The organism is Clostridium sp. JNZ X4-2, assembly GCF_054889485.1.
Genome location: NZ_CM142685.1, coordinates 2,006,885 through 2,029,239 on the forward strand (window position 1 = coordinate 2,006,885; position 22,355 = coordinate 2,029,239).

20 protein-coding genes and 1 riboswitch are annotated in these 22,355 nt (G+C 34.1%); of the genes, 4 read left to right on the forward strand and 16 right to left on the reverse strand.

Features of this window, described 5'->3' with window-relative positions; genetic code table 11:
* Positions 1–70: 70 nt before the first annotated feature.
* The 7 genes from ppsA to ACYUJ6_RS09690 all read right to left on the reverse strand — a co-directional run bounded on the left by ppsA (position 71) and on the right by ACYUJ6_RS09690 (position 9,241).
* On the reverse strand, positions 71–2,722 hold the full coding sequence (gene ppsA / locus ACYUJ6_RS09660; RefSeq protein ID WP_461842582.1) for a phosphoenolpyruvate synthase: 2,652 nt from the start codon (positions 2,720–2,722) through the stop codon (positions 71–73).
* A 49-nt stretch (positions 2,723–2,771) separates the two neighbouring features.
* The gene (locus tag ACYUJ6_RS09665) at positions 2,772–3,389 is read right to left on the reverse strand and encodes a TetR/AcrR family transcriptional regulator (protein WP_461842583.1); all 618 of its coding nucleotides are present in this window, start codon (positions 3,387–3,389) and stop codon (positions 2,772–2,774) included.
* A 257-nt stretch (positions 3,390–3,646) separates the two neighbouring features.
* A complete protein-coding gene (locus ACYUJ6_RS09670; protein WP_461842584.1) occupies positions 3,647–5,029 on the reverse strand; it encodes a radical SAM protein in 1,383 nt (460 codons plus the stop codon).
* Between the two features lie 128 nt (positions 5,030–5,157).
* Positions 5,158–5,937 (reverse strand): TetR/AcrR family transcriptional regulator, encoded by a 780-nt coding sequence (locus tag ACYUJ6_RS09675; RefSeq protein ID WP_461842585.1) that lies wholly within the window; start codon positions 5,935–5,937, stop codon positions 5,158–5,160.
* Between the two features lie 384 nt (positions 5,938–6,321).
* A complete protein-coding gene (locus ACYUJ6_RS09680; RefSeq protein WP_461842586.1) occupies positions 6,322–6,942 on the reverse strand; it encodes a TetR/AcrR family transcriptional regulator in 621 nt (206 codons plus the stop codon).
* A gap of 108 nt (positions 6,943–7,050) precedes the next feature.
* Positions 7,051–7,185: a DUF1048 domain-containing protein gene (locus tag ACYUJ6_RS09685; protein ID WP_461842587.1), complete on the reverse strand. Its 135-nt coding sequence runs from the start codon at positions 7,183–7,185 to the stop codon at positions 7,051–7,053.
* Between the two features lie 205 nt (positions 7,186–7,390).
* Positions 7,391–9,241, reverse strand: coding sequence for an APC family permease (locus ACYUJ6_RS09690; protein WP_461842588.1), 1,851 nt, complete (start codon positions 9,239–9,241; stop codon positions 7,391–7,393).
* A gap of 330 nt (positions 9,242–9,571) precedes the next feature.
* On the opposite strand from ACYUJ6_RS09690, the gene ACYUJ6_RS09695 reads away from it, so the two are divergent.
* The gene (locus ACYUJ6_RS09695; protein WP_461842589.1) at positions 9,572–10,537 is read left to right on the forward strand and encodes a sulfide/dihydroorotate dehydrogenase-like FAD/NAD-binding protein; all 966 of its coding nucleotides are present in this window, start codon (positions 9,572–9,574) and stop codon (positions 10,535–10,537) included.
* 12 nt (positions 10,538–10,549) lie between these two features.
* Positions 10,550–11,827, forward strand: coding sequence for an FAD-dependent oxidoreductase (locus ACYUJ6_RS09700; RefSeq protein WP_461842590.1), 1,278 nt, complete (start codon positions 10,550–10,552; stop codon positions 11,825–11,827).
* 116 nt (positions 11,828–11,943) lie between these two features.
* Here the strand turns inward: ACYUJ6_RS09700 and ACYUJ6_RS09705 are convergent, their stop codons facing one another.
* The gene (locus ACYUJ6_RS09705) at positions 11,944–13,626 is read right to left on the reverse strand and encodes a MutS-related protein (RefSeq protein ID WP_461842591.1); all 1,683 of its coding nucleotides are present in this window, start codon (positions 13,624–13,626) and stop codon (positions 11,944–11,946) included.
* Positions 13,627–13,808: 182 nt separating this feature from the next.
* Here ACYUJ6_RS09705 and ACYUJ6_RS09710 point away from each other — a divergent pair, with 182 nt between their 5' ends.
* The gene (locus tag ACYUJ6_RS09710; protein WP_461842592.1) at positions 13,809–13,931 is read left to right on the forward strand and encodes a hypothetical protein; all 123 of its coding nucleotides are present in this window, start codon (positions 13,809–13,811) and stop codon (positions 13,929–13,931) included.
* A 473-nt stretch (positions 13,932–14,404) separates the two neighbouring features.
* Here ACYUJ6_RS09710 and ACYUJ6_RS09715 read toward each other — a convergent pair whose 3' ends face one another.
* The 5 genes from ACYUJ6_RS09715 to ACYUJ6_RS09735 all read right to left on the reverse strand — a co-directional run bounded on the left by ACYUJ6_RS09715 (position 14,405) and on the right by ACYUJ6_RS09735 (position 19,579).
* Positions 14,405–15,658 carry an Nramp family divalent metal transporter gene (locus ACYUJ6_RS09715; protein ID WP_461842593.1) on the reverse strand — a complete coding sequence of 418 codons (1,254 nt, stop codon included), beginning with the start codon at positions 15,656–15,658 and terminating at the stop codon, positions 14,405–14,407.
* A 195-nt stretch (positions 15,659–15,853) separates the two neighbouring features.
* A riboswitch (M-box (ykoK) riboswitch) is annotated at positions 15,854–16,018 on the reverse strand.
* A gap of 126 nt (positions 16,019–16,144) precedes the next feature.
* The gene (locus tag ACYUJ6_RS09720) at positions 16,145–16,693 is read right to left on the reverse strand and encodes a DUF2284 domain-containing protein (RefSeq protein ID WP_461842594.1); all 549 of its coding nucleotides are present in this window, start codon (positions 16,691–16,693) and stop codon (positions 16,145–16,147) included.
* A 109-nt stretch (positions 16,694–16,802) separates the two neighbouring features.
* On the reverse strand, positions 16,803–17,624 hold the full coding sequence (locus tag ACYUJ6_RS09725) for a GDSL-type esterase/lipase family protein (protein WP_461842595.1): 822 nt from the start codon (positions 17,622–17,624) through the stop codon (positions 16,803–16,805).
* Between the two features lie 18 nt (positions 17,625–17,642).
* Entirely contained in the window at positions 17,643–18,647 is a 1,005-nt protein-coding gene (locus tag ACYUJ6_RS09730; protein ID WP_461845482.1) for an ABC transporter permease, read from the reverse strand.
* Between the two features lie 17 nt (positions 18,648–18,664).
* A complete protein-coding gene (locus ACYUJ6_RS09735) occupies positions 18,665–19,579 on the reverse strand; it encodes an ABC transporter ATP-binding protein (protein WP_461842596.1) in 915 nt (304 codons plus the stop codon).
* A 266-nt stretch (positions 19,580–19,845) separates the two neighbouring features.
* Between ACYUJ6_RS09735 and ACYUJ6_RS09740 the strand changes: the two genes are divergently transcribed.
* Positions 19,846–20,394, forward strand: coding sequence for an LOG family protein (locus ACYUJ6_RS09740; RefSeq protein ID WP_461842597.1), 549 nt, complete (start codon positions 19,846–19,848; stop codon positions 20,392–20,394).
* Between the two features lie 43 nt (positions 20,395–20,437).
* Here ACYUJ6_RS09740 and ACYUJ6_RS09745 read toward each other — a convergent pair whose 3' ends face one another.
* From ACYUJ6_RS09745 to ACYUJ6_RS09755, 3 genes are all read right to left on the reverse strand, one after another.
* Positions 20,438–21,493, reverse strand: coding sequence for a stage II sporulation protein P (locus ACYUJ6_RS09745; RefSeq protein ID WP_461842598.1), 1,056 nt, complete (start codon positions 21,491–21,493; stop codon positions 20,438–20,440).
* Between the two features lie 59 nt (positions 21,494–21,552).
* Positions 21,553–21,696 (reverse strand): YibE/F family protein, encoded by a 144-nt coding sequence (locus ACYUJ6_RS09750; RefSeq protein WP_461842599.1) that lies wholly within the window; start codon positions 21,694–21,696, stop codon positions 21,553–21,555.
* A gap of 65 nt (positions 21,697–21,761) precedes the next feature.
* A complete protein-coding gene (locus ACYUJ6_RS09755; RefSeq protein ID WP_461842600.1) occupies positions 21,762–22,229 on the reverse strand; it encodes a hypothetical protein in 468 nt (155 codons plus the stop codon).
* Positions 22,230–22,355 lie beyond the last annotated feature (126 nt).

The following is a 22,355-nucleotide window of genomic DNA, read 5'->3' on the forward strand; positions in this document are numbered from 1 at the left end:
TATCACCATTCATTTGTTCCATCCTTTCCTTCTGAGGTTTTCGGATTTTAATAACTATCATTCCAGCGCCTTACAGAATTTCAACATACCCATCTGTTCCGTTTATCCGTATTCTTTGTCCATCTTGAATACGCCTAGTGGCATTTTCCACACCCACAACCGCAGGCAGGCCGTATTCTCTGGCAATTACAGAACCGTGGGTCATCATACCGCCTACTTCCGTCACTAAACCTTTTATGGATACAAACATGGGTGTCCAGCTGGGGTCAGTAAATGCAGTGACCAAAATATCGCCTTCCTCTATGTGGGCCTCCTCCATTTTCAGAACGACCCGTGCCCGGCCTTCAATGATTCCGGATGAAGCAGGTATACCAGCTAAAGCACCTTCAGGGATATTGTCATTATCGTATTCGCCGAATATAACCTCGCCCTCGGAAGTCATTATCCTCGGCGGTGTCAGTTTTTCATAAACCTTGTATTCCTCTTTTCGCAACCTTATAATGCTGTAATCCAGACGGCTTGTACGGACAGCCTCACGAAATTCCTCAAAGGATAGGTAGTAGATATCCTCCTTTTCCTGGATAATCCCTTTTTGCACAAGCTTAACAGCTTCTTTCATCAGTGCCTGCTTGATAATCCAGTAATGCTCAACCATGATATATTTCGGATATTCCCGATAGCCGGCAAAATTGCGCAGGCGGTCAATCATCTTTTTCGTCTTCTTAAACTTTTGTTTTCCTCCAGACAGCTGTTTCAAACGGCTTAAGAGATCCTGTTCCTTCTGTTTCGCTTCCAGCAGGCCTTGCTCCAATCTATCCTTGTGAGCACCCGGCTCAAAGTTTTTAATATTGTTGAGAATCATGGGAATGAGGGCGGTTGGCTGTTCACTGAAGCGAGTTCTGGTAATATCGATCTCACCGGAGCAGCGCATACCATATTTCTCAAGATATGCCCCTATGGATCTGCTGACGGCACTACCGCCTTCCAGCTCCGCTAAGTCCTCAAAAAAAGTGTCATTATTGGCGTGCCCCAAATATTCCAGCACCGCCGGATATTTCCGAACCACATCTGCCACATCCAGCAGTTCCAGCCCCATCTCAGATGTGACGTTGTTGGGTGCCGACTTGGAAAGTGAGTCTGCCGCACTTTTTTCACCCAGCCACTTTTTCATTTTCTTATTAATCCAGCTTATTGCATATACACCAACGTAAATTGCTGCCATGCCCTGCGAATCACACATAGCTTTCTTTAGCAGCTTTAGATCTTTTATAATGAAATCAAACAACTCTTCTTCAGACAGTTTTGCAATCTTTTGCCGCAGATCTACGATAGACGCCTCATTCTTGGACATTAGAGCTTTAACAATGGCTCCATCACCGCTGTGGTATATTTTAATAAACTGAACGGGCAGCGCCCATGTAAAATACCCTGTACCCATGCTGAAAAATCCTTTACCGCCATGCGCTAACAATTTCATAAATTTCTTTCGCTTCATCAAGTTCCTGATGGCTTTAAGCACAAGGGGATCTATTTTGCCCATGGCAATAAGTGCTATCCTTCGTCCCAGAGGAGAAGACAGATCCTGCGACAAATCCATGAAAAATCTTCCGCCAGCTTGAATAAGGAGAGTTTTCATTGAGTTATCCTCAGGTTCCTCTTCAAACTCCAGCTGAAAAAAAGATAACCCCAGTGGTTTCATTGCATCAGTCATCATCTGCTGATGTCCAAAGGACATATACACATGGTTTTTTCCGTCCTTAACTTCCGGTACGGGGTAAAGTGTAGTGATGGGACGGCTCTGCAGTATAAAAATTTTATGTTCATACAGGCACCACTCGATGTCCTGGGGTTTTCTGAAATATGCTTCTATCCGCCTGCCTGTTTTTTCAAGTTCCAGAATCTGCTGGTCTGTCAGCGTCTGCATATTCTGGTGTTCGGCATCGAGCTTTCTTTCCTCTGTACCACCTTCTTTTAAGGCATAGACAGCCAGCTTCTTTGTGGATATCTTCTTATCAACAATACTGCCCTCACGCACCTTATAGTTGTCTGCATTTACCAGTCCGGAGACCAGAGCTTCACCCAGCCCGAAGCTTGCATCCATGGACACAACCTTCCTGTTCATCGTAATAGGATCTGCAGTAAACATGATTCCTGCAGCCTCCGGAAAAACCATCTTCTGGATAACCACGGACAGGTAGACTTTGCAGTGGTCGAAACCGTTTTGGATGCGGTAGATTACGGCTCGCTCGGTAAACAGTGATGCCCAGCATTTGCTTATATATTTCAGGACAGCTTCCTTTCCGATAATATTTAAATAGGTATCCTGCTGACCTGCAAAAGAGGCTCCGGGCAGATCTTCCGCCGTGGCACTGGAACGTACAGCATATGCACTTTTTTCACCAAGTTGTTCAAGATAACGGGTAATCTCATTATCCATACTCTGTGGAATAGCTGTTCCTTCAATGGCCCTGCGGATTTTGGCACTGATTTCACCAATGTCTTCCCTATCCTCCGCTTTTAGAAGGGACAACTCATCCAGCAGTAAATTGAACTCCTTGTTATTCCCAATAATTTCTCTATAGGCTTCAGTAGTAATGCAAAAACCTTCCGGCACTTGTATTCCCTCAATTCTTGACAGTTCCCCCAGGTTGGCGCCCTTTCCTCCCACAATTGCAATCCCGGTTTTATCCATTTCCTGAAAGCCAAGCACATATGAATTCATACATATTCTCCTCTCTATTTTACGCATATTGGGTAAATCAAATATAGGGTTACAGGTATTTCTCCCTGTAAAAATTTCTTTTGAACAGATTTATATATTCATCAAATTCTTCACATAAAGCATCAAGATCAATTCCTGTTCTAGGCATTTTACTTAAATACCCGTCAGTAATCCGGTCAAGTATTTTCATGACCAGCTTTGGATTAATGTGATCTTTGAATTTTGAAGCATCAATGCCTTCAAAAGCAATTTTGCTTCTAAATCTTTCACCTTCACTATTTGCAAGAAAAGCTTTTACCTCCGCTTTAACTTCATCATCATTTTCAAAATACACACTGTTTAAAAAAGGGAAAATGGCAGGGTGCTTTTTCATAATTGAAATTTCAATGCTGGCTGCAAGTTCAATTCTATCAAAGAAATCAGTAATGCTATTATCAAACTTTTTGTCGATTTCATTCATTATAGTACTGGTACATAGATCAATTAGGTATAAATACAAAGACTTTTTTGTGCCAAAGTAATGAAATACCAGTGCTTTTGAAATTTCCGCCGCAGCGGCAATATCGCTAATGGAAGTTTTTTTGTAACCGTTAGTACCAAAGCAGGTAAGGGCAGCATTTACAATTATATCCTGCTTCTCTATAGGTAAACTTAAAAATTTCTCCAAAAAACTCACCCTCCTAATGTTCTAATGATATTGACCTAATCGGTTAATAACATAATAACGCTATTAACCGATTAGGTCAATAGCGTCCGAAAATTTTTAACTTGTCTGAATGATCCTTTAACTTCAGACTTCAATACCTCTAAAAAATTTTTTTCTAAAGGATAGATAATAAGAATAAATTCCCGGACTTTTCAGCCCGGGAATTTATTCTTATTACGGAAACAGCTGCACACCTAATACAGCTCTTCCTTTATATTTTATCCTTTGGCAAACTTGTCATTGCCACTTTCCTTAAAAAATTCTTTCCAGGTTTTTTCAGCATAGGGTGCAAATTCTTTCGACGATTTTGTTATCTTTTCATGAAATTCAGGATCATGAAGCATTTTCTCTGCCCCGACATCATCCGGCTTTGCCCCTACTTTCTTACATACATCTATTATGACATTGGTATTATCTATCATGCTGCACGGCCTCAACATATTTTTATTATAGGGCTGCATAGATCTTAATTTCTTAAAGAATGGATCCCTGAATGCATCTATCAGATGTCTGCCTTTTAAGTTAACAGTTGAAAAGTGTGAAAATATGCAGGGTTCAACATCCTCTTTGGAATTAACATGGAAAAAGTATTTACCTGCAATGCATCCTCCAACATATGGGGCATCATTAAAGAAGTCTATAGTAAAATATGGTTTATTGGCTCTTATTTCTCTGGATCTTCTTCCCAGATAATCTCTCTGTTCTCCTGTAAGCATCATATCAAAGTCTTCATCTTCCCCGTTTACAGGCATGAATAAAAAGTACCAGCTCATTTTAGAACCTTTTTCAATCAACATATCTGTAAATTCATCACTGAGTACTGTATTTATATTAGTCCTAGTAACAGCTGAAGACACCCCGAACAGTATTCCTCTCTCATGGAGTATATCCATGGCCTTCAATACCTTTTGATATGTGCCTTTTCCTCTGCGTTCATCAGTATCCTTTTCGAAACCTTCAACTGAAAGCATAGGTATCACATTGCCGCTTTTCTTAAGTCTGTCTGCAATTTTTTCATCTAGAAAAAGTCCGCTAGTAAATGGTGTAAACATTACATCATCATATTTCTCATAAATGTCCAGAAGATAATCATTAAAGAAAGGTTCTCCACCTAAAATAATAATATAATAAATTCCAAGATCTCTTGCTTCTCCTATAATTCTGTCAACCTCCTCCGGGGAAATGTCATCCTTCTTGTCAAAACTTGAAGCGTAACACCCCTTGCAGTGAAGAGAACATCTCATGGATGGGCTTAGAAGCATAACAAATGGTATTTTAGTATCTTCTTCATCCAAATATTTTTGTCTTCTTGGTCCGGCAAACCAGTTTGCATTTGCAAAAAAGCATGAGAAAAATTTCTTCAGACATTTAGTATCCGTATTTTTTAAAATATTCTGAATGTATTCATGTTTATATTTATCATCGTTATAGTAATTCTCAACAAATTCAATTTGAGCCAATGCAGATTGGTCTTTAGTCAGCATTTTAATAGCCTTAAAAATTTTATCTATATTTTTTTCCGGATCTTTATCAAGATAACCAACAATCTTGTTTACAATAGCCTGTTTAGTAGTTTTTTCTAAATTATCTCTTATTGTCATGAAAATTCCTCCTCATAAAATATTTATGAAAATATAACAGCAACCAGTTAATATCCATATACCTGTTTTATCTTTAAGTATTAGTGCGGGTAATATTTATAACAGATTTTTTTATTGTTTTTCATCTATTAATTATATTTCAAAGCTCCATACTGAAATATTTTTACAGCATTTTTAATAATATTTTCATCATTATAATTTCTATCTTTCAAGGGCAGCATTTCTTGTAAAAATACTAATGACCAGATGGACCCAATAAAAAATTTAATTGACATCACAGGATCTATATCACTGGAAGTATAAGATTTTAACATCTTATTTAAACCTTCTGTAACTTTTCCAAGTATCTGGCAAAAAAAGAGTTCACCTATTTCTGGAAAGTTAGGAGTTTCTGCAATAATAATCCGCATTAATTTTAATTTCCGCGGATTCTTAAATATAGAAAGAAGTATCATTCCGATTTCTGTTAAAAATTCTTCTACATTTATAGACTCTTTATTAAATTTAGACAGATTAAAAATGGTCTGTATTTGTGAAAATTCTCTAATTGTAGAAAGGAATAGTTCATATTTATTATTAAAGTATTGATAAATAAAAGCTTTTGACATACCCATTTTATTGGCTATATCTTCCATATTTGTGCAGGAATATCCTTTCGTTCCAAAAACATCAAGAGCCACATCCATTATTTCTTTACGCTTATTGTTCTGAGAATAAGATACATCCTTTAAATCCATTCTTCCTATATCATTGAGGATTTCTTCCTTATTTTTGTAATATCGATAGATAGTACCTACTGATATTTTTGCACTTTTTGAAATTTCCTTAATTGTAGTACCTCTAAACCCCTTCTGCAAAATCAATTTCTCTGCAGCTTTTTTTATTATTTGTTTAATGCTATAATTCATTTATTTATATCCTCACTAAATTTTATGAATGCCAAACAACTGTATATTCACTATCTATTCCTATTATAATAGTATTACAAGTCAATATAATTAGTATTCATTCATAAATTTAAAATATCGCCTCCCCCTGCATCAAAATAAGAAGTATCCAAAATATATTATTAAGTAATTTTATAATTGTATAAAGATTTAATCTTACTGTTACTTGGCAATAACCTCTGCTTTCATTGGTATTGCTTCAACTTTACTCTGCCAGTCATGATATAGGCTTTAATGATTATGCAGAATAATGAACATTATTCTACCAGTTATTCATTGTTGATTATAATCTTAGCACTTTTACTTTTTCAAATCAATATATTTACATATAATTAATAATTCCTTCTATTTATAAAAGCTTTTCTTGAAAAGCCTTATATATGGTTCAAAACCACTTAAATACTTATCATATTCATTAAAGTAATCTGCTGTAGACTTATCAGGATTTGTTTCATTTTGTGAATAACCTTCAATAGTATATATGATGACGCTGATTGCCGTATCCACATCTATATCCTGACGGAACAAAGTGCGGTCGATGTCATAAAACAATTTAGGATATACTTCATTTGTAAGTCTATTTTTCCGCTCAAGAATGTTGTCTCTGACAGATTCACTGTCGGGAAAAGATGCATGTGCAATGAAATTAAAAATCATAGGATGCTTTTTCATCAATTTCATCTTGAGCAATGCAATCTGTTTCCACCTTTTCAGGATATCTCTCTCTTTCAAGTTGATTAAATCATAGAACTCCTCCATTACAGTTTTGATTGCATAATCATATGCATACAGGAATAAATCTTTTTTCGATCCAAAGTAATGATACAACAGCCCCTTTGACACACCGGCAGATTTGACGATGGCATCAGTGGAAGCTTTTTTATAACCATTGCAGAATTCCGCCATTGCCGCATTCAAAATACTCATACGTTTGGAAACTGCATTTGTATTGTTTCCTTTTGCCATAATGCCCCTTCTTTTATTGTTGACTTTTAGCCTATCTTTATTTTAGCACGTTGACTAAATTAGTCAATATATTTTTAATATTATATTCCAATTTAGTCAACTATATTTTTAGGCCAGCACTGAACAAAAGCCTTTGATATCGTCACCTGAAACCTTCTGGACACTCTCACCCTCCGCCGCACCGGCCTCAAATAGTTCTATCAGGTTATAATGAATCTTTATCCAGTCATTCCTCAAGCACACCTTTGAGCATTTCCGTTAAGTTTTCCAGCACAATCCCTCCTCTGCTATTTTATATGGCTTGTATAAAGTATTACTTACTGCTGCTATATAGTATTACGTATTAGATGACCCCTCAATAATTTAAGACAAAACTAAAATATCCTTGTAATAGTCCTCAGCACAATATTCATTTTAACTTTTTGTTAAAGCAAATCCTGCAAAACGGCTATCCCTCGTCTATTATATAAGGCACAGTTACTATGGCTATATTTCTTCTTTTAAGAAGCATGGTTTTGATAAACAGCGAAGTCTGATTATGAAGTATATTCCCCCACCATTTTGTAACCACAAACTGAGGCATGACTACAGTTACCGTGTCCTTTGAGCCTGCGGCATATTCTTCCGATTCTATGAATTTAACCAGAGGCCCCACTATGCTCCTATAAGGTGATTTCTTGACTACTATGGGTATATTCACACCGTACTGATGCCATTTTTTTAGAAGTTTTTCTGTAGCGGCATCCTCTACGGAAACATGAAATATTATTATATTGTCCGATATGGTTCTGGCATAATTGAGAGCCTTTAAAAAGGATTTATTGAGAGTATCAATAGGCACTATTACATATCTTTTCTGTGAAGCAAAATCTATTTCCCTGGGTTTCTCATCCATGGATAGCTTTAATTGTCTGGCTGCCTCCGTATAATGTATTTTTATTTTTCTCATAATACAAACTGTAAAAGGTATAAGTATAAAAACCACCCAGGCTCCATGTATAAATTTAGTAATTCCTATGATAACTGCAGTTACAAAGGTCATAAGGGCACCCAGTCCATTTATAACTGCCTTATGCCTCCAGGCAGAGCCTTTGTTTTTAATCCACCTTTTGAACATACCTGCCTGTGATAAGGTAAAGGATACAAATACCCCTACCGCATAAAGAGGTATCAGATAATGGGTATCTCCCTTAAAAATTATGACCAGTATACAGGACAATAACCCCAGCATAATTATTCCATTAGAATAATTGAGCCTTCTGCCCCGTTTTGCAAACTGCCTGGGTGCATAACCATCCTTGGCCATAAACGCCAGAAGCAGCGGAAGTCCTGCAAAGGCGGTATTCCCGGCTAAAATCAATATGACTGCAGTAGTTGCCTGAATTATATAGAACATAATACTTTTATCAAATATCTGCTGGGAGATCTGAGCCACCACGGTTACCTGTGAATTTGGGACAGCATGATAAAGTGTAGCCAGATAAGAAATTCCCCCAAATACCAGCAGCACAATGAAAGCTAAAAATCCCAGCACCATTTTGGCATGTTTCTGTGAAGGCTCCTTGAAACTGGGAACACCATTGCTCACTGCTTCTATACCTGTCAAAGCCGTGCACCCACCTGCAAAGGCCTTCAAAAAAAGAAAAAGAGTTATGCTTTCTGAAGCTTCAGGTACCTTATAGAGCGGTACAGGCGTATATCCCATAAAATGTATCTTGATTATTCCCCAGATTATCATGGACAATACGGAAATTATAAAAAGATAAGTAGGTATTCCAAATAATTTGGAGGATTCCCTTACTCCTCTCAGATTTCCGATAACAAGTAAAATTATTAGTCCCAATGTTATTCCAACTCTGTGGGGAAGTAAAAAAGGTACTGCCGAAGTAATAGCTGCAGTACCGGAAGAAGCACTTACTGCTACAGTCAGTATATAATCTATGGTGAGAGAAGCACCCGCTATAAGCCCTGCATTGGTTCCAAGATTGTCCTTGGCTACAACATAGGATCCTCCCCCGGAAGGATAGGCATCTATAGTTTGTCTATAAGAAAATGTAAGCATGAACATTAAAAACACAATGAGCATGGAAACATACAACATATACCTGTAAGACAGCAATCCTATTGCTGGAACCAGTATCCACAGTATTTCCTCACCTGCATATGCCACAGATGAAATAGCATCACTGGACATTATAGGAAGTCCCCAGAATACACTGAACTTTTCCCCCTTTAATTCTTCAGTTTTTAAACTTTTTCCTGTCAATCCATTTAAAAAATTTCCTAATTTAAAGCTCATTTTTAACACCTCTAAAAGTAAATTTTATCCTTAAATAACTTTCTTCCATAATGTCCAATTTTTATAACTTATAGTTCATAACAAATACAATATATTTTAATGTATGTGTTTCTTCCTGATACAATATATCACTCTAGGTATAAAGTTAAAATTAAGATTTACCTGTCCATATAAAGATTTTATAAAGATTTTATATTAAGGCAAAAAAGCGCATATCCCTAAATTAATAAATTTTCCTATTTTTAAGTAACAAAATTTATATTGGAAAATAACCTAATATTGTACACGACTTTATAAACTTGTAATAAATTATAGATGGAGGTTATTTCCATGAATTGTATCGACGCTGGAGGTCCATATTGCCCATGTCATCTTGCAGAGACCTCGGATTGTGTGCTTTGTTCACAGCTTTCCGGCAAAGAATTCTGCCAGTGTAAGGACTGGTGCGGCGTTTGCATATACGACCAATATATATCAAACGGCAGTAAGGCTAAAAATTTAAGAAAAACTTATACCTGTACTATATTAAAGAAGAGTCTTCCCGATAAAAACTTATGCTTACTTACCTTGAATGCTCCGGGAAATCTCACAAGAGAACTTATTTATCCAGGAAGTTTTATATTTTTAAGAAATATAGGAAATGCAGATTACTATGATGTTCCAATATCAATAATGGAAGCTAATATAGATAAAAACACTTTAAAGATTGCAATAAAATTAAATGGGGCTAAAACAAAAAATCTATTTAAATTGAATGAAAAAGATCAGGTATTTGTTAGAGGTCCATTTTCAAATGGAATAATGGGTCTTTCAAATGTTTACGGAGCCAAGAACGGTACCTCGCTGATTATAGCCCGCGGTATAGGTCTTGCACCTTCTATTCCTGTTATAAAAAAGTTATATTCAAATAATAACAAAATCATTTCCATAGTTGACACACAATTTAATGACAGCTTCAGTAAAAAATATTTTGATGGTTACAGTTCAGATATAGTAAATTGTACAACCATAAAAGGTGAAAATCTTACAGATAAATTCAAAACCATTCTCCAGGATTTTTTAACTGCAGAAGATATAAATATAATTCATTGTGGCGGTCCTGATATATTGATTTATAAAATTCTCCAACTTGTAGACAAAACCATAAAGTTTTCCTGCTGCAACAATTCTAAGATGAACTGTGGTGAAGGAATATGTTCCAGCTGCACCAAACATTATAAAAATGATGTAGTTAAGAGACTATGCAAGGTTCAGATGGACCCAAGAGATTTATTTAAAGATAGAAATTTTATATAGGGGGCATTTTTTATGAAAGTAATAGTAATTGGTTCTGGGTGGTCCGGATGTGCTGCAGCTCTGACTGCTAAGAAGGCAGGTGCAGATGTAACTATTTATGAAAAAACAGATATGATTCTGGGCCTGGGAAATGTAGGCGGAATAATGAGAAACAACGGCAGATATACCGCTGCCGAAGAAATAACAGCTCTCGGGGCAGGTGACCTTATAAATATTACTGACAGTCTTACCAGACATAAAAACTTGGATTTTCCAAATCATGCTCATGCATGGCTTTATGACGTAAATAAAATTGAACCAATTGTTAGAAAATATATCTTAAATAAAGATATAAAGATAAATTTGATGTCAAGGGTAGTAGATGTTAAAATGGACCTCAATAAAATAAAGGGAATCTATACCTCTGATGGGAATTACGAGGAAGCTGATGTATTTGTTGAAACTACCGGTTCCACAGGACCCATGGGAAACTGCATAAGATATGGCAATGGCTGCTCCATGTGTATACTTAGGTGTCCATCATTTGGTCCAAGAATAAGCATAAGCAGCTGTGCCGGAGTGGAGGACCTCCATGGGGAAAGAGCCGATGGAAATTATGGGGCTTTTAGTGGCTCCTGTAAACTTGCAAAAGAAACAATAGGCAAGGATTTATTAAATAGAGTTGAAGAAAAGGGTGTAGCTGTACTCAAAGTTCCCAAAGAGGATATAAATCTGGATAAACTGCAGGCCAAGGTATGCCAGCAATATGCCTTAAAGGAATTTGCCGAAAATATAATTTTACTGGATACAGGCCATATAAAACTCATGACTTCATATTACCCTCTTGATAAATTGAGAAAAATACCTGGACTTGAAAATGTGAAATTCATTGATCCTTATGCCGGAGGTAAGGGAAATTCCATAAGGTATCTTTCTGTAGCTCCTGTTTCCAATGATCTAAAGGTATCCGGAATAGAAAATCTATTCTGCGGCGGAGAGAAAAGCGGATTATTTGTTGGACATACAGAGGCAATATGTACCGGATCTTTGGCAGGTCATAATGCTGTTCGCCATGGTCTTGGAATCCCTCCATTGATTCTACCAACCAGTACCGTAATAGGTGATATAATAAATTATGCAAATCAGAAAATACGTACCAGTGAGGGGAGAAAAAACAGATATACTTTTTCCGGTGCTGAATATTTCAATAGAATGAAAGAAAAAGGCATGTATACCATAGATAAAATTGTTATAAAAAATCAAATATCAAGCCTGAACCTGTTGGATATATTCAACAAAAAACTGCTCTAAAATAGAATTCACCTACAAATACTGCCGGATAATAAAACAACCGCAGTATTTGTATTTTTCGTAAATAAGCAGTAATCTTTACCTTATTCATTCCATAATTTATCCCTCTCTTAATATCATTCCACCTGCCATACTCCCTCTTTTAAAAAGTCAGAAGCATTTTCCTGTGCCCTGTTTACTATATGGCTGCTGTACCCTAAAATGCCCAAAAGTTTTATTGCATTTTGAGTTTGGGATCTTCCATCATGTATTTTATAATCAAAGGATATATTATCATCTATAATATTTTCTTCAAAATGATAGTTGGAAAAATACCTTTCAAGTATATGGGTAAGTTCCACATCATGAGTGGCAGCCACACATACACAATTGTTTAAAGTCAGATATTTAAGTACCTGGGAAGAAGCTGATATCCTTTCTACAGTATTGGTCCCCCTGAGTATTTCATCTACAAAACATATAGTAGGAATTTCATCCTCTATACTGTCTATTATCCTCTTTAGGGATTTAGTTTCTACAATATAATAACTTTCATTATTGAATATATTGTCCTTTAACGCCATGGAAGTATATATTTTAAAATAACAGCATCTAAACTCCGAAGCCAGACAGGTGTATATGGTCTGGGCTAAAATAATATTTATGGCAACTGTCTTTAAAAATGTGGACTTTCCAGATGCATTGGAACCTGTAATCAGAATGGAATCCCTCATCACTATTGAATTGGGCACTGGATCTTTTATAAGTGGATGCAGCACATCTTTAAAAATGCTGGCTTGCTCCTGTTTTTTACTGCATCTGGTCAATTCAGGTGTGACATAATAATTCAGTCTTTTTCTATATGATGCTACAGCCATACAGCTGTCTATGGCACCTATGGCTTCAAATATAACTTCAAACTCCCTGCTTTTTTCTATAAGCATATCAGACATCTTTTCATAATTGATAAGCTCTACAAGGAAAACCATTCCCGCATATTCTGTAAGAATTCCTGTATCCGTACCATTATTGCTTTGGCTAAAGGAAGCATTTTTTATACTTTTTATCTCTTTAAGTGCGTGTTTCAGCTTTTCATTATAATCTTTAAGTGGTTCTACCTGCTCTTTTAAAATTAATCCTGCATATTTTGCTATTCTCAATATGTACATAAAAGCTTCAAATTTATGTATTATTTTTTTCTTTCTGCTGAAATATACCCCTATGTTTAGACAGAAAGATATAACTATTGTACTCAATCCAATATATGGATTTAGAAATAACACTCCTATGCCCAAAATGGGGATTCCTGCCAGAATCCTGTAATAAGTCAAAAACGACTTTCTTTTTCCTTCTTTCTTATAAAAATAATCTGATATAAAACATCCTCTATTTTTACCCAATCTGGCAAGTATATACTGTATTTTTTTTCTTTCCGCTTCGTTATTCTGAAAAAATTCTATCAATTTATTTCTATTCTCAAGTTTTTCATGATCATATAAAGGTTCTCTTAACATATTATATAAATATTGTTCTCCAGGACTGCTCTCCGTGGTATTAATATTTTTAAAAATATCATCCATACTCAAATCATTCCAGGTAATTTCATCAATAAAAAATTTACTTTTATCACTTTGCCTCTTATTATTAAAATATTCAGCTACAGTCTTCATATCATCATCACTATATTTTTCCTTCTTTTCCTTTCCCCAGTTATTTTCTATTCTTTCCCTGATTTCATTATTTGCTTTAAAATTTGAAAATACAGAAAACAAGGTGCTTACTAATATAATTATCAATATATATACAACAATAGCTGTCATAATTAACTCTCCCTTAAGAATAAATATTTTTTAATTTTTTCTTAGCAGCATATACAATTAAAACAAAATATATTCAGATTATACCATAATAGGTAATTGGAAATCAAAACAGGATTTCAAAAATTTTATTTGACATATATTTATTAAAGATATATAATATAATGATACAAGGAGGTGATAGAATGAATAACAATAAATCTGTATTAATAACGCCTGAAGTCATGGAAGAATGTTTATGTGAATCTTTGGATATAATTGAAAAAAACAGCCAGTCACATAAGAAAAATAAAAAACATTTAAAATAGTTTTTTATTTGTAAATAAATGAGTGTAGCAGAAAGTTTTATCTAGTAAAGTTTGCTTTTTAATGCCCATCAGTTAATCTTTGCATATTGTTCCTTTCTTAACAATAATTTTCTTTTAAGAGTTTATATTTTTAAAAAATACCCTGTAAATTTTCCACTGCTCCTCATAATATATTTGAGGAGAATAAAAAGTGGTATTTTTATAGGATTGCAAATGAGATCCACTGATCTAAAGGCTTTAGAAGTATTTTTTTGTTTTTACAAGTAATTTTCTACCATAAATTCAATTTTAAGTATTATACCCTATAATTTTCTCTACACTTACTTTAATATATTAATATTTATGAACCTTGCCAAATTCCAGTCCAAAATTGAACTATCCATTTTATCTTTTTTATTATTTCCCAGCAATTTTCTCTTATCAAATTCTTTTCTATCAATCTAGAGTGCTAGTTTAGTCATATTATTTAATATTTAGACTATCAATAATAACAAAGATAATTTATCCAATATAGGAGAAATAAATAATACCACCGATAAAATAACTATAAATAATACTGTTATCCAAATTACTGTATTTTGAAATTTATTATTCGTATAATCTCCCATTATATCTTTGTTGTTTGTTAATAGTACCATGAATATTAATATTACCGGACATAGAATTCCTGCAATCTGCTGGGTAACGAGCATTATGCCCACTAATGATAGCTTAGGTATCAATACTAGAGCTGAACTAAATATAATCATAAAAGTAAATATTCCATAGAAAACTTTTGCTTCGTTAAATGAGTCATTCAAACTACCTTCAAAACCAAATGCTTCACATATAGCATAAGTAGTTGACAATGGTATTACCATAGTAGCCAGAACTGAGGCCCCAAATAAACCTATGGCAAAAAGTACTGTAGAATAATTACCAACCAGTGGCTTCAATGCCATGGCAGCTTGTTCTGCACTGTTGATTGTTATTCCAGATCTATGCAATGTTACCGCCGTACATATTATTATAAAAAACGAAACTAAGTCACCCCAAAATGCTCCTAAATATACATCCAACTTTTCATATCTATAATCTTTTAAACTTAATTTCTTATCTACTATAGATGATTGAAGGTAAAATTGCATATATGGAGTTATGGTTGTTCCTATCATGGCAATAAAAGTCAATATGTAAGCTTTATTAAATTCTATAGATGGTGTAATGGCTGCTTTCATAACTTCCATCCAATTTGGATGAACTTTTATACAGGTTATGATATAAGAGAAAAACACAAAAGTAAATGCCAGAAAAGCCTTCTCTGTTCTCCTATAAGACCCCTTAGTTATTAAAAACCAAACTAAAAATGCTGTTAAAGGTATTGTAATATATTTGCTTATTCTGAAAAGCTCCAAACTTGCAGCAATACCAGCGAAGTCTCCAACGCATACTCCAAAATTGGCTATAAACAATATACTCATTGCAAACAATGACCACTTTACGCCAAAGCTTTCTCTTATTAAATCTGACAATCCTTTTCCAGTAACTACGGCCATCCTTGCATTCATTTCTTGAATAACGGAAAGGCTAAAAGTTATTATCAAAATTCCCCATAACATTTTATATCCATAGGATGCACCAATTGTTGCATAAGTAGTTATACCGCCGGCATCATTGCCAGCATTGACAGTTATAAGGCCTGGGCCAATAATACTTAATATAAATAAAATTCTATTGGTCTTTTTCATGTTTTTCCCTCCTTGGAATATAGGAGAGCAGCTTATAACTCTATCAATTAAAACAGTACTATCCTACATTTTTAAATTCTTGATATGTCCCTTTCACTTAAACATAAATAACTAAGGTATGATTCCATTAGTTTACCTCCAATAAAAATAAAAAAAGCCTAAAAAAGGCTCATCAATAAAACAACAACAAGAAATTTTTTATATCCTTCGTTGAGCTTTAGTACTATACAGCTTTGGAATATTCCAGCTACATTAAGTAAAACCTTAATCCGGCAGTACCTGTTGACCCATTGGTATCTTTCGATATTTTTGGGTAGCAGCATATATCTAGTATAGGAACCTCACCTAACAACATACTTATTAAATTTAATTCGGATAAATAATACTACCAATAGCAGCTGATGTCAATAACTATTTTCAAATAGAACATTTATTTGTAAATAATATTATATAGTATAAAAACACCTGTATAATATTTGAAATATATTATCCAATAAGCACTAAGCCATAACAGTTAATTTGATCCTTACCGTTTTTATCCTTTAACACACCTATTGGAAAACCATTTGCCTTTATTGTGGCAAACACATCTATTCCACAGGCTTCCATGGAAGGCCTTGCTTCATTAGGATGTCTGCAATTTCCTATATCACATTTTTCGCACAGCCTACAGGGACCAGCTCCGAATCCAAAAGCTTTATAATTACCCGACAAAAAAATACTTTTCTCCATATCAACTATAATTTTAGTGGTTGAGCTTAAATCCATCCCAGCTGCAACTTCAGCAGCTGAATCTGAATTCAACTTGCACTGTATAAGGAGAGCTTTATTATAACAGTTGATTATTTCTCGAGTTTCCTTATAGGAAGGGGCATTAGGAGGGCAGCAATTACTCTTGTTATAATTGTTACATCCAAATTTGCACTTCATTATTGTCCATGCAGCTATCTCTATAGTATTTGTATCAATTATCTTAGCATCATATGCACCCAGTTCCTTTGCTTTTTCAACATATGTTTCCAAATCATCATTCATTTAAAATTCCCCCTTGAAATCAAACAATTAATTGATAAACTATATTTAATTTAATTATACACTAAATAAGAACTTATCCCAATCAAGATAAGTCTTTATTTTATAATTATTAATTTTTAAAATTCTTCAATGATTCAAATATTCTTTTGGAAATAGCCTCATAACCTGCGGAATTAGGGTGGAAATTATCGGCGGCAAGATAATTTTGAGAATTATATTTAAAAAGATCATAAGTGGGAATATATACTGCATTGTCATATGATGACACCAAATCCTCCGTTTTATAATTCCATTCATTTAACAATTCCAGTTTATCTGCAGTCAGCTCATCCCCAAAAGGATTATATAACCCGATAAACGCAACAATGCTGTTTTGATTTTTACTTCTTATTAGTTTAAAAATATTCTCCAGGTTTTTCAGGTACCTATCCTGAACCGCTTTCTCATTATCTGGCTGAACAACTGCTGAAGATGCATCTGTACTTCTAAAATTTTTGATTTCATTGCCTCCAATGGAGATGAATATCATATGGGAGTCCTGTATATATTGAAGATTTTGCTGATCCTTTACAATATTTAGAAGTCCGGTCGACACATCACCATTAACTGCAATATTGGTAACCTTTATAGATTTTTTAGTTTTACTTCTCCACAAACTGGAGAAATCATTTGCAAACCCTTTGTTGCTTTCATCCCCGGTACCTCTTGCCAGAGAATCCCCCATAACCAGGATATTATATGAATTACTGTCCAATTTTTTTATTTTAGTATTCACAGCTTTATTTTCACTTCCTTTATCTTTTGCTATAGAAGTATTATTTTTACTGGGTGCATTAGTAATTGAAATGGAATATATAAAACCTGTTGACAATACTGCTGTAATTATCAGTGCAAAAATCAGTATAGTTAAAAATCTTATTTTTTTATACATCAGACTCCTGCCCCCCGACTAAACCAATATGTCTTGTTTTTGAAACACATTAAAGCTTATAATTAAAGCTGCCAGCGACCATGCACATAATACCAACACGGAAAAAGTAAGGCTCATACCTTGTATTGGCTGATAAGATCCTGCTAAATACTGAGTCAAATCCAAATTTACTGCAAAGAAGTATCTAACTAAGGGCCAATCTGATAAAAACATTTGAAGAAATCCTCCTCCTATGAGGGAAGCCAGCATTATACCTATGGAAGTTGCAGTGTTTCTCACTATTACAGAAACCATAAAAGATAAAGTTGCAATATTAATTGAAGTAAACCATCCAAGAGAATACACCAGAATGGCATATTGCCATTGATAAATTCTTATAACGCTTGAAGAATCCAGCTTGTCACCTATAACTTTAAATCCCGTTGCCATGGGTTCATTCCAGCCTCCATTGTGAAATATAAAACTTGACACAACTATACACATAACAGCTGATTCTAAAATCACTATACAGGATAAAAGCAAAACTGCAATATACTTGCTAAGTAATATCTTCCACCTGGGAACGGCCCGGGTCAGAAGCATCTTTATTGTCCTTGAAGAAAATTCTCCTGAAACAACATCTCCCGCCAGTATTATTATGAGGAGAGGTAAAAACAGATAAACTGACTGCTGCATAAAATCAATAGTAAATTTTGCACTGCTTGGGGTTATGGGATTTATATTATGGTTTAAATAATATTCCAGCTGAGCTATTTGAATATTTATGGAATTTTTTCTATCCTGCTTAATGTATTGATTATTGGCAGTATTTTTCAAATACAGTATCTGCTGGTTTACCAGTGATTTCCAATTGTAATTTTGAGTTTGAGCTGGTGTCCCTGAAAATCTTCTTATTGTATGTTTGTAAGATGCATTTTCACCATAACAAAAAAGAGATACCAGTATTAATAAAATTGCCGAAATAAAAATAAGCTTTTTCTTTGAAAGCATTTTAAATATTTCATTTTCCACTAGTTTTAGCAAATTTATCATCCCCACCCCTAAACAATTTCATTTCCCCCTGTCAGACTTAAAAATAAATCCTCCAGAGTTTTATGTTTATTATCTACATATTTTATCTTCAAACCCTGCTCTATAAAATAGGAATTTATTTCTTCCAGTTTATCCGGGGAAACCTGTGCCTCAAGCTTTTCTTTCACTATCTGCCCATTAATTTTCCATATATCTTCTAAAATCTGTTTTCCCCTCTCATTGTCACTTAGTACCCAGAATACATTTTCATTGTTTAATAGTTTATTTACATCTGAACTTTCCAAAATCGTTTTTCCATTTTTGATTATAGTTACTTTATCACACATGAGTTCTATCTCAGAAATAAGATGGCTTGATATCAGTACGGAAATATTCTGCTCTTCTGCTATTTTCCTTATCAAATTTCTAAGCTGGCTTATACCTGATGGATCCAATCCATTAGTTGGTTCGTCTAAAATAAGAAGCTTTGGATTGTGCATTAAGGCTTGTGCAATTCCAAGCCTCTGTTTCATTCCCAATGAATATGTACTTACCTTGTCTCCTATCCTGTTTTCTAAGCCTGCCAGCTTTATAGAATTTATTATATCCCCTTTTCCAACATTTTTACTCATAGATGCCAGCATTTTAAGATTATCCATTCCACTCATATAATTATACAAATCAGGTCCCTCTATAATACATCCCACATTTGACATGGCCCTTACATAATTTTTAACTATTGAACATCCGCATATTTCGATATTCCCCGAGGTAGGTCGTGAAAGCCCTACGATCATCCTGAGAGTAGTGGATTTACCTGCTCCATTTGGACCGAGAAAGCCCATTATTTCTCCTTCTTTCATGGAAAAGCTTATTCCTTTAATTATACCCTTACCCCTTATTGTTTTCGTTACATTGTCCAGCAGCAAAACCTCTTTTTCCATAACATACCTTCTTTTTAAAAATTATATAATATACATTTTATTATGATTAATTTTGCAGTATATATCAACATTATAAATACAATTTAATATTTTATTCATTTAAAATATTATCTTATTGATAATTATATATGAATTGATATATAATTATCAATCAGTACAAGTTTAATTCTATTTATAAAAATTCACTAATATAATCAAATATATTTATTTTTTATATAATAAAGTAAATACGCTATTACTTAACTAATTATACGGAGGGTGATACCATGCAAAGAATATGTGTATATTGCGGTTCAGGTTTAGGTGCACGTAAAGAATATACTAAAGGTGCCAGATTACTTGGAAAAGAATTAATCAAAAATGGAATACAGCTTGTATATGGTGGATCCAGTACTGGGCTTATGGGGGAAATTTCAAATGAAGTTCTAAAAAATGGTGGAAAAGTTATTGGTGTTATTCCCAAAATGCTTCTTTCAAATGAACCACCTAATAAAAACTTAACTGAACTTATCCAGGTTGAAAACATGAGCGAAAGAAAAGAAAAAATGTCTGATCTTTCTGATGGATTTATAGCTCTTCCAGGAGGACTTGGTACCTATGAGGAACTATTTGACACCATAAGCTGGGCCAGACTTAAAATTCATAAAAAGCCCATAGGATTGCTGAATATAGAACATTTTTTTGATCCGCTTTTAGACATGCTTGAAAATTCCTGCAGAGAGGGTTTTATAAGTGAACTCAGCCTGAAACTTCTTTTAGTTTCAAACAATGCTCATGAATTGATATATAATATGAAAACTTATAAACCTGACTAAATATCAAGGGAAAATTTTATTATAAATTTTCCCTTAAACTGTATCACTTAATAACCTGTGCAAGTATCCTTGCCACATATTTCATGGAAGCCTTGGACTCATCCGTAGTATTTATCTGTGCTCCAATCTCCATGAGTATTGCATTATTGCTCATACCCTGGTTAAAATATCTTGTTCCATAATTATAATCCAAATTGATACCTCTTGAAAAACCTGGATATAACTTGTTCGAAAGATCTACTATTTGATTTGCCAGTTCCATATTTTTGTCAAAATGAGGGTTTTTCTTGGTCATAACAAGCATAAATTTGGACACATTTTCACCATTTATTTTCATTGTCACCGAATTTTTGTCTTCTGCATAATCTCTGTGCATATCTATTATCAGTTTAAAATCTCCATATTTTTTTAAATATTTACCCAGTGTAACTGAAGACCTGGCATAACTCTGGGTATATGCTACTGCATCATGTACAGTTGTATCATTTATTGCAGATATACCATATTTATTCAATTCAGTCACCAGCTGCTGTCCCACAGCACAGACATTTTTTGTATCATCAAAACTATTGGCATCTCCAGGTTTATAGCTCTCTGTAGTATGGGTGTGATATATAAGTACATCAGGCTTTTCACTATTCATCTTCCTGTTTAAACTGGGGTCATATACACTTGTATTTTTAGTTGAAGTATTGGAACTATCTCCTCTGCTCAAATTATCATCTGTTTTAGTTATTTGTTTATTATCCAGTTTAAATTCATTGACACTGTTATTGGGAATATCCTTTCCTATAAAGGCCACTTCCTTTCCCAGTATGCTCAATGGATTTTTAGCATCTATATTAAACACTTCCAAAGCCAAATTTTTCAATGAGAAGTTGTTTTCCGCCATATCATCTTCATCAAAGCAAATGGTTTTAACCGCCGGCATTGAGTAATTCAGTACTTGAACATAAAACATATTTCCTTTAATATTATTATTTGTATTGCTGCCGGCTTCAACCAAATAGGGTAAAATAATTACAAATATAAGGCTTATAATTAAATTGAACATTTCAAACTTAGGTTTATCTTTTCTGCTAAATCTTCTATAATTCAATATATTTACTGCTTTAGCTTAAAAGCAGTTTTCCCCCCTTTCATAAACAAAATCACCAGTTATTTTTTATCTAAAACCCAATATACAAAAACAGTAATTGGAATTGTAAATATCAATCCTATACTGCTTGCAAAAGTTTTTATTATATCTGAAGCAATCATATCCTGATTTATTATATCAGTAAAACTGCTGCTGCTGGCCATATACCCCAATACCAGAAATATGGCTCCGCTTATATATGCCAGTGTTCAAGTAGTAGTCATGGTTCCTATAGTATCCTGCCTACACTCATTCCAGCTCTTATAACATCTCTATTTGAAATTTGTGGATTACTCTCCTTTAATTGTTTCTGCCTCACTATCTGATATACACCAGCTGAATTTATCTTTCCAGTATTATCTTCACTTATTGTCAGAAATACCTCATCACCTGTCTTAAACTCTATATTATCTGGCTTGAATGGCTGGATGTCATGGCTAATGTCAACCTCTTCACCATTATGCTTCCCTTCTATAATCTTTACTTTCAGGTTTTGTTGTTTTACAATAATATTTTTATCCGTATCGTTTGCTTTATTTGAAGATACTATATTTACAATATTTTCTTTTACTATACTTCCAGCATTGGCATTATCACTTTCACTTCCTTCTGCTTTTACTCTAATAGGACTAAATAGGATAACTGGAATTATCAATAGTACTATAAAGAGTACAAAACATTTGTTTATCTTAGACAACTTCATCACTCCTTAATTCAGTGTTTATTAAATAATATTCAAGTATTTTAAAAATATAACAGTTATATATTTAATGAAGCTTTCCTATATAATTAATAATTACACTAGAATATTTTTTCTTATGTT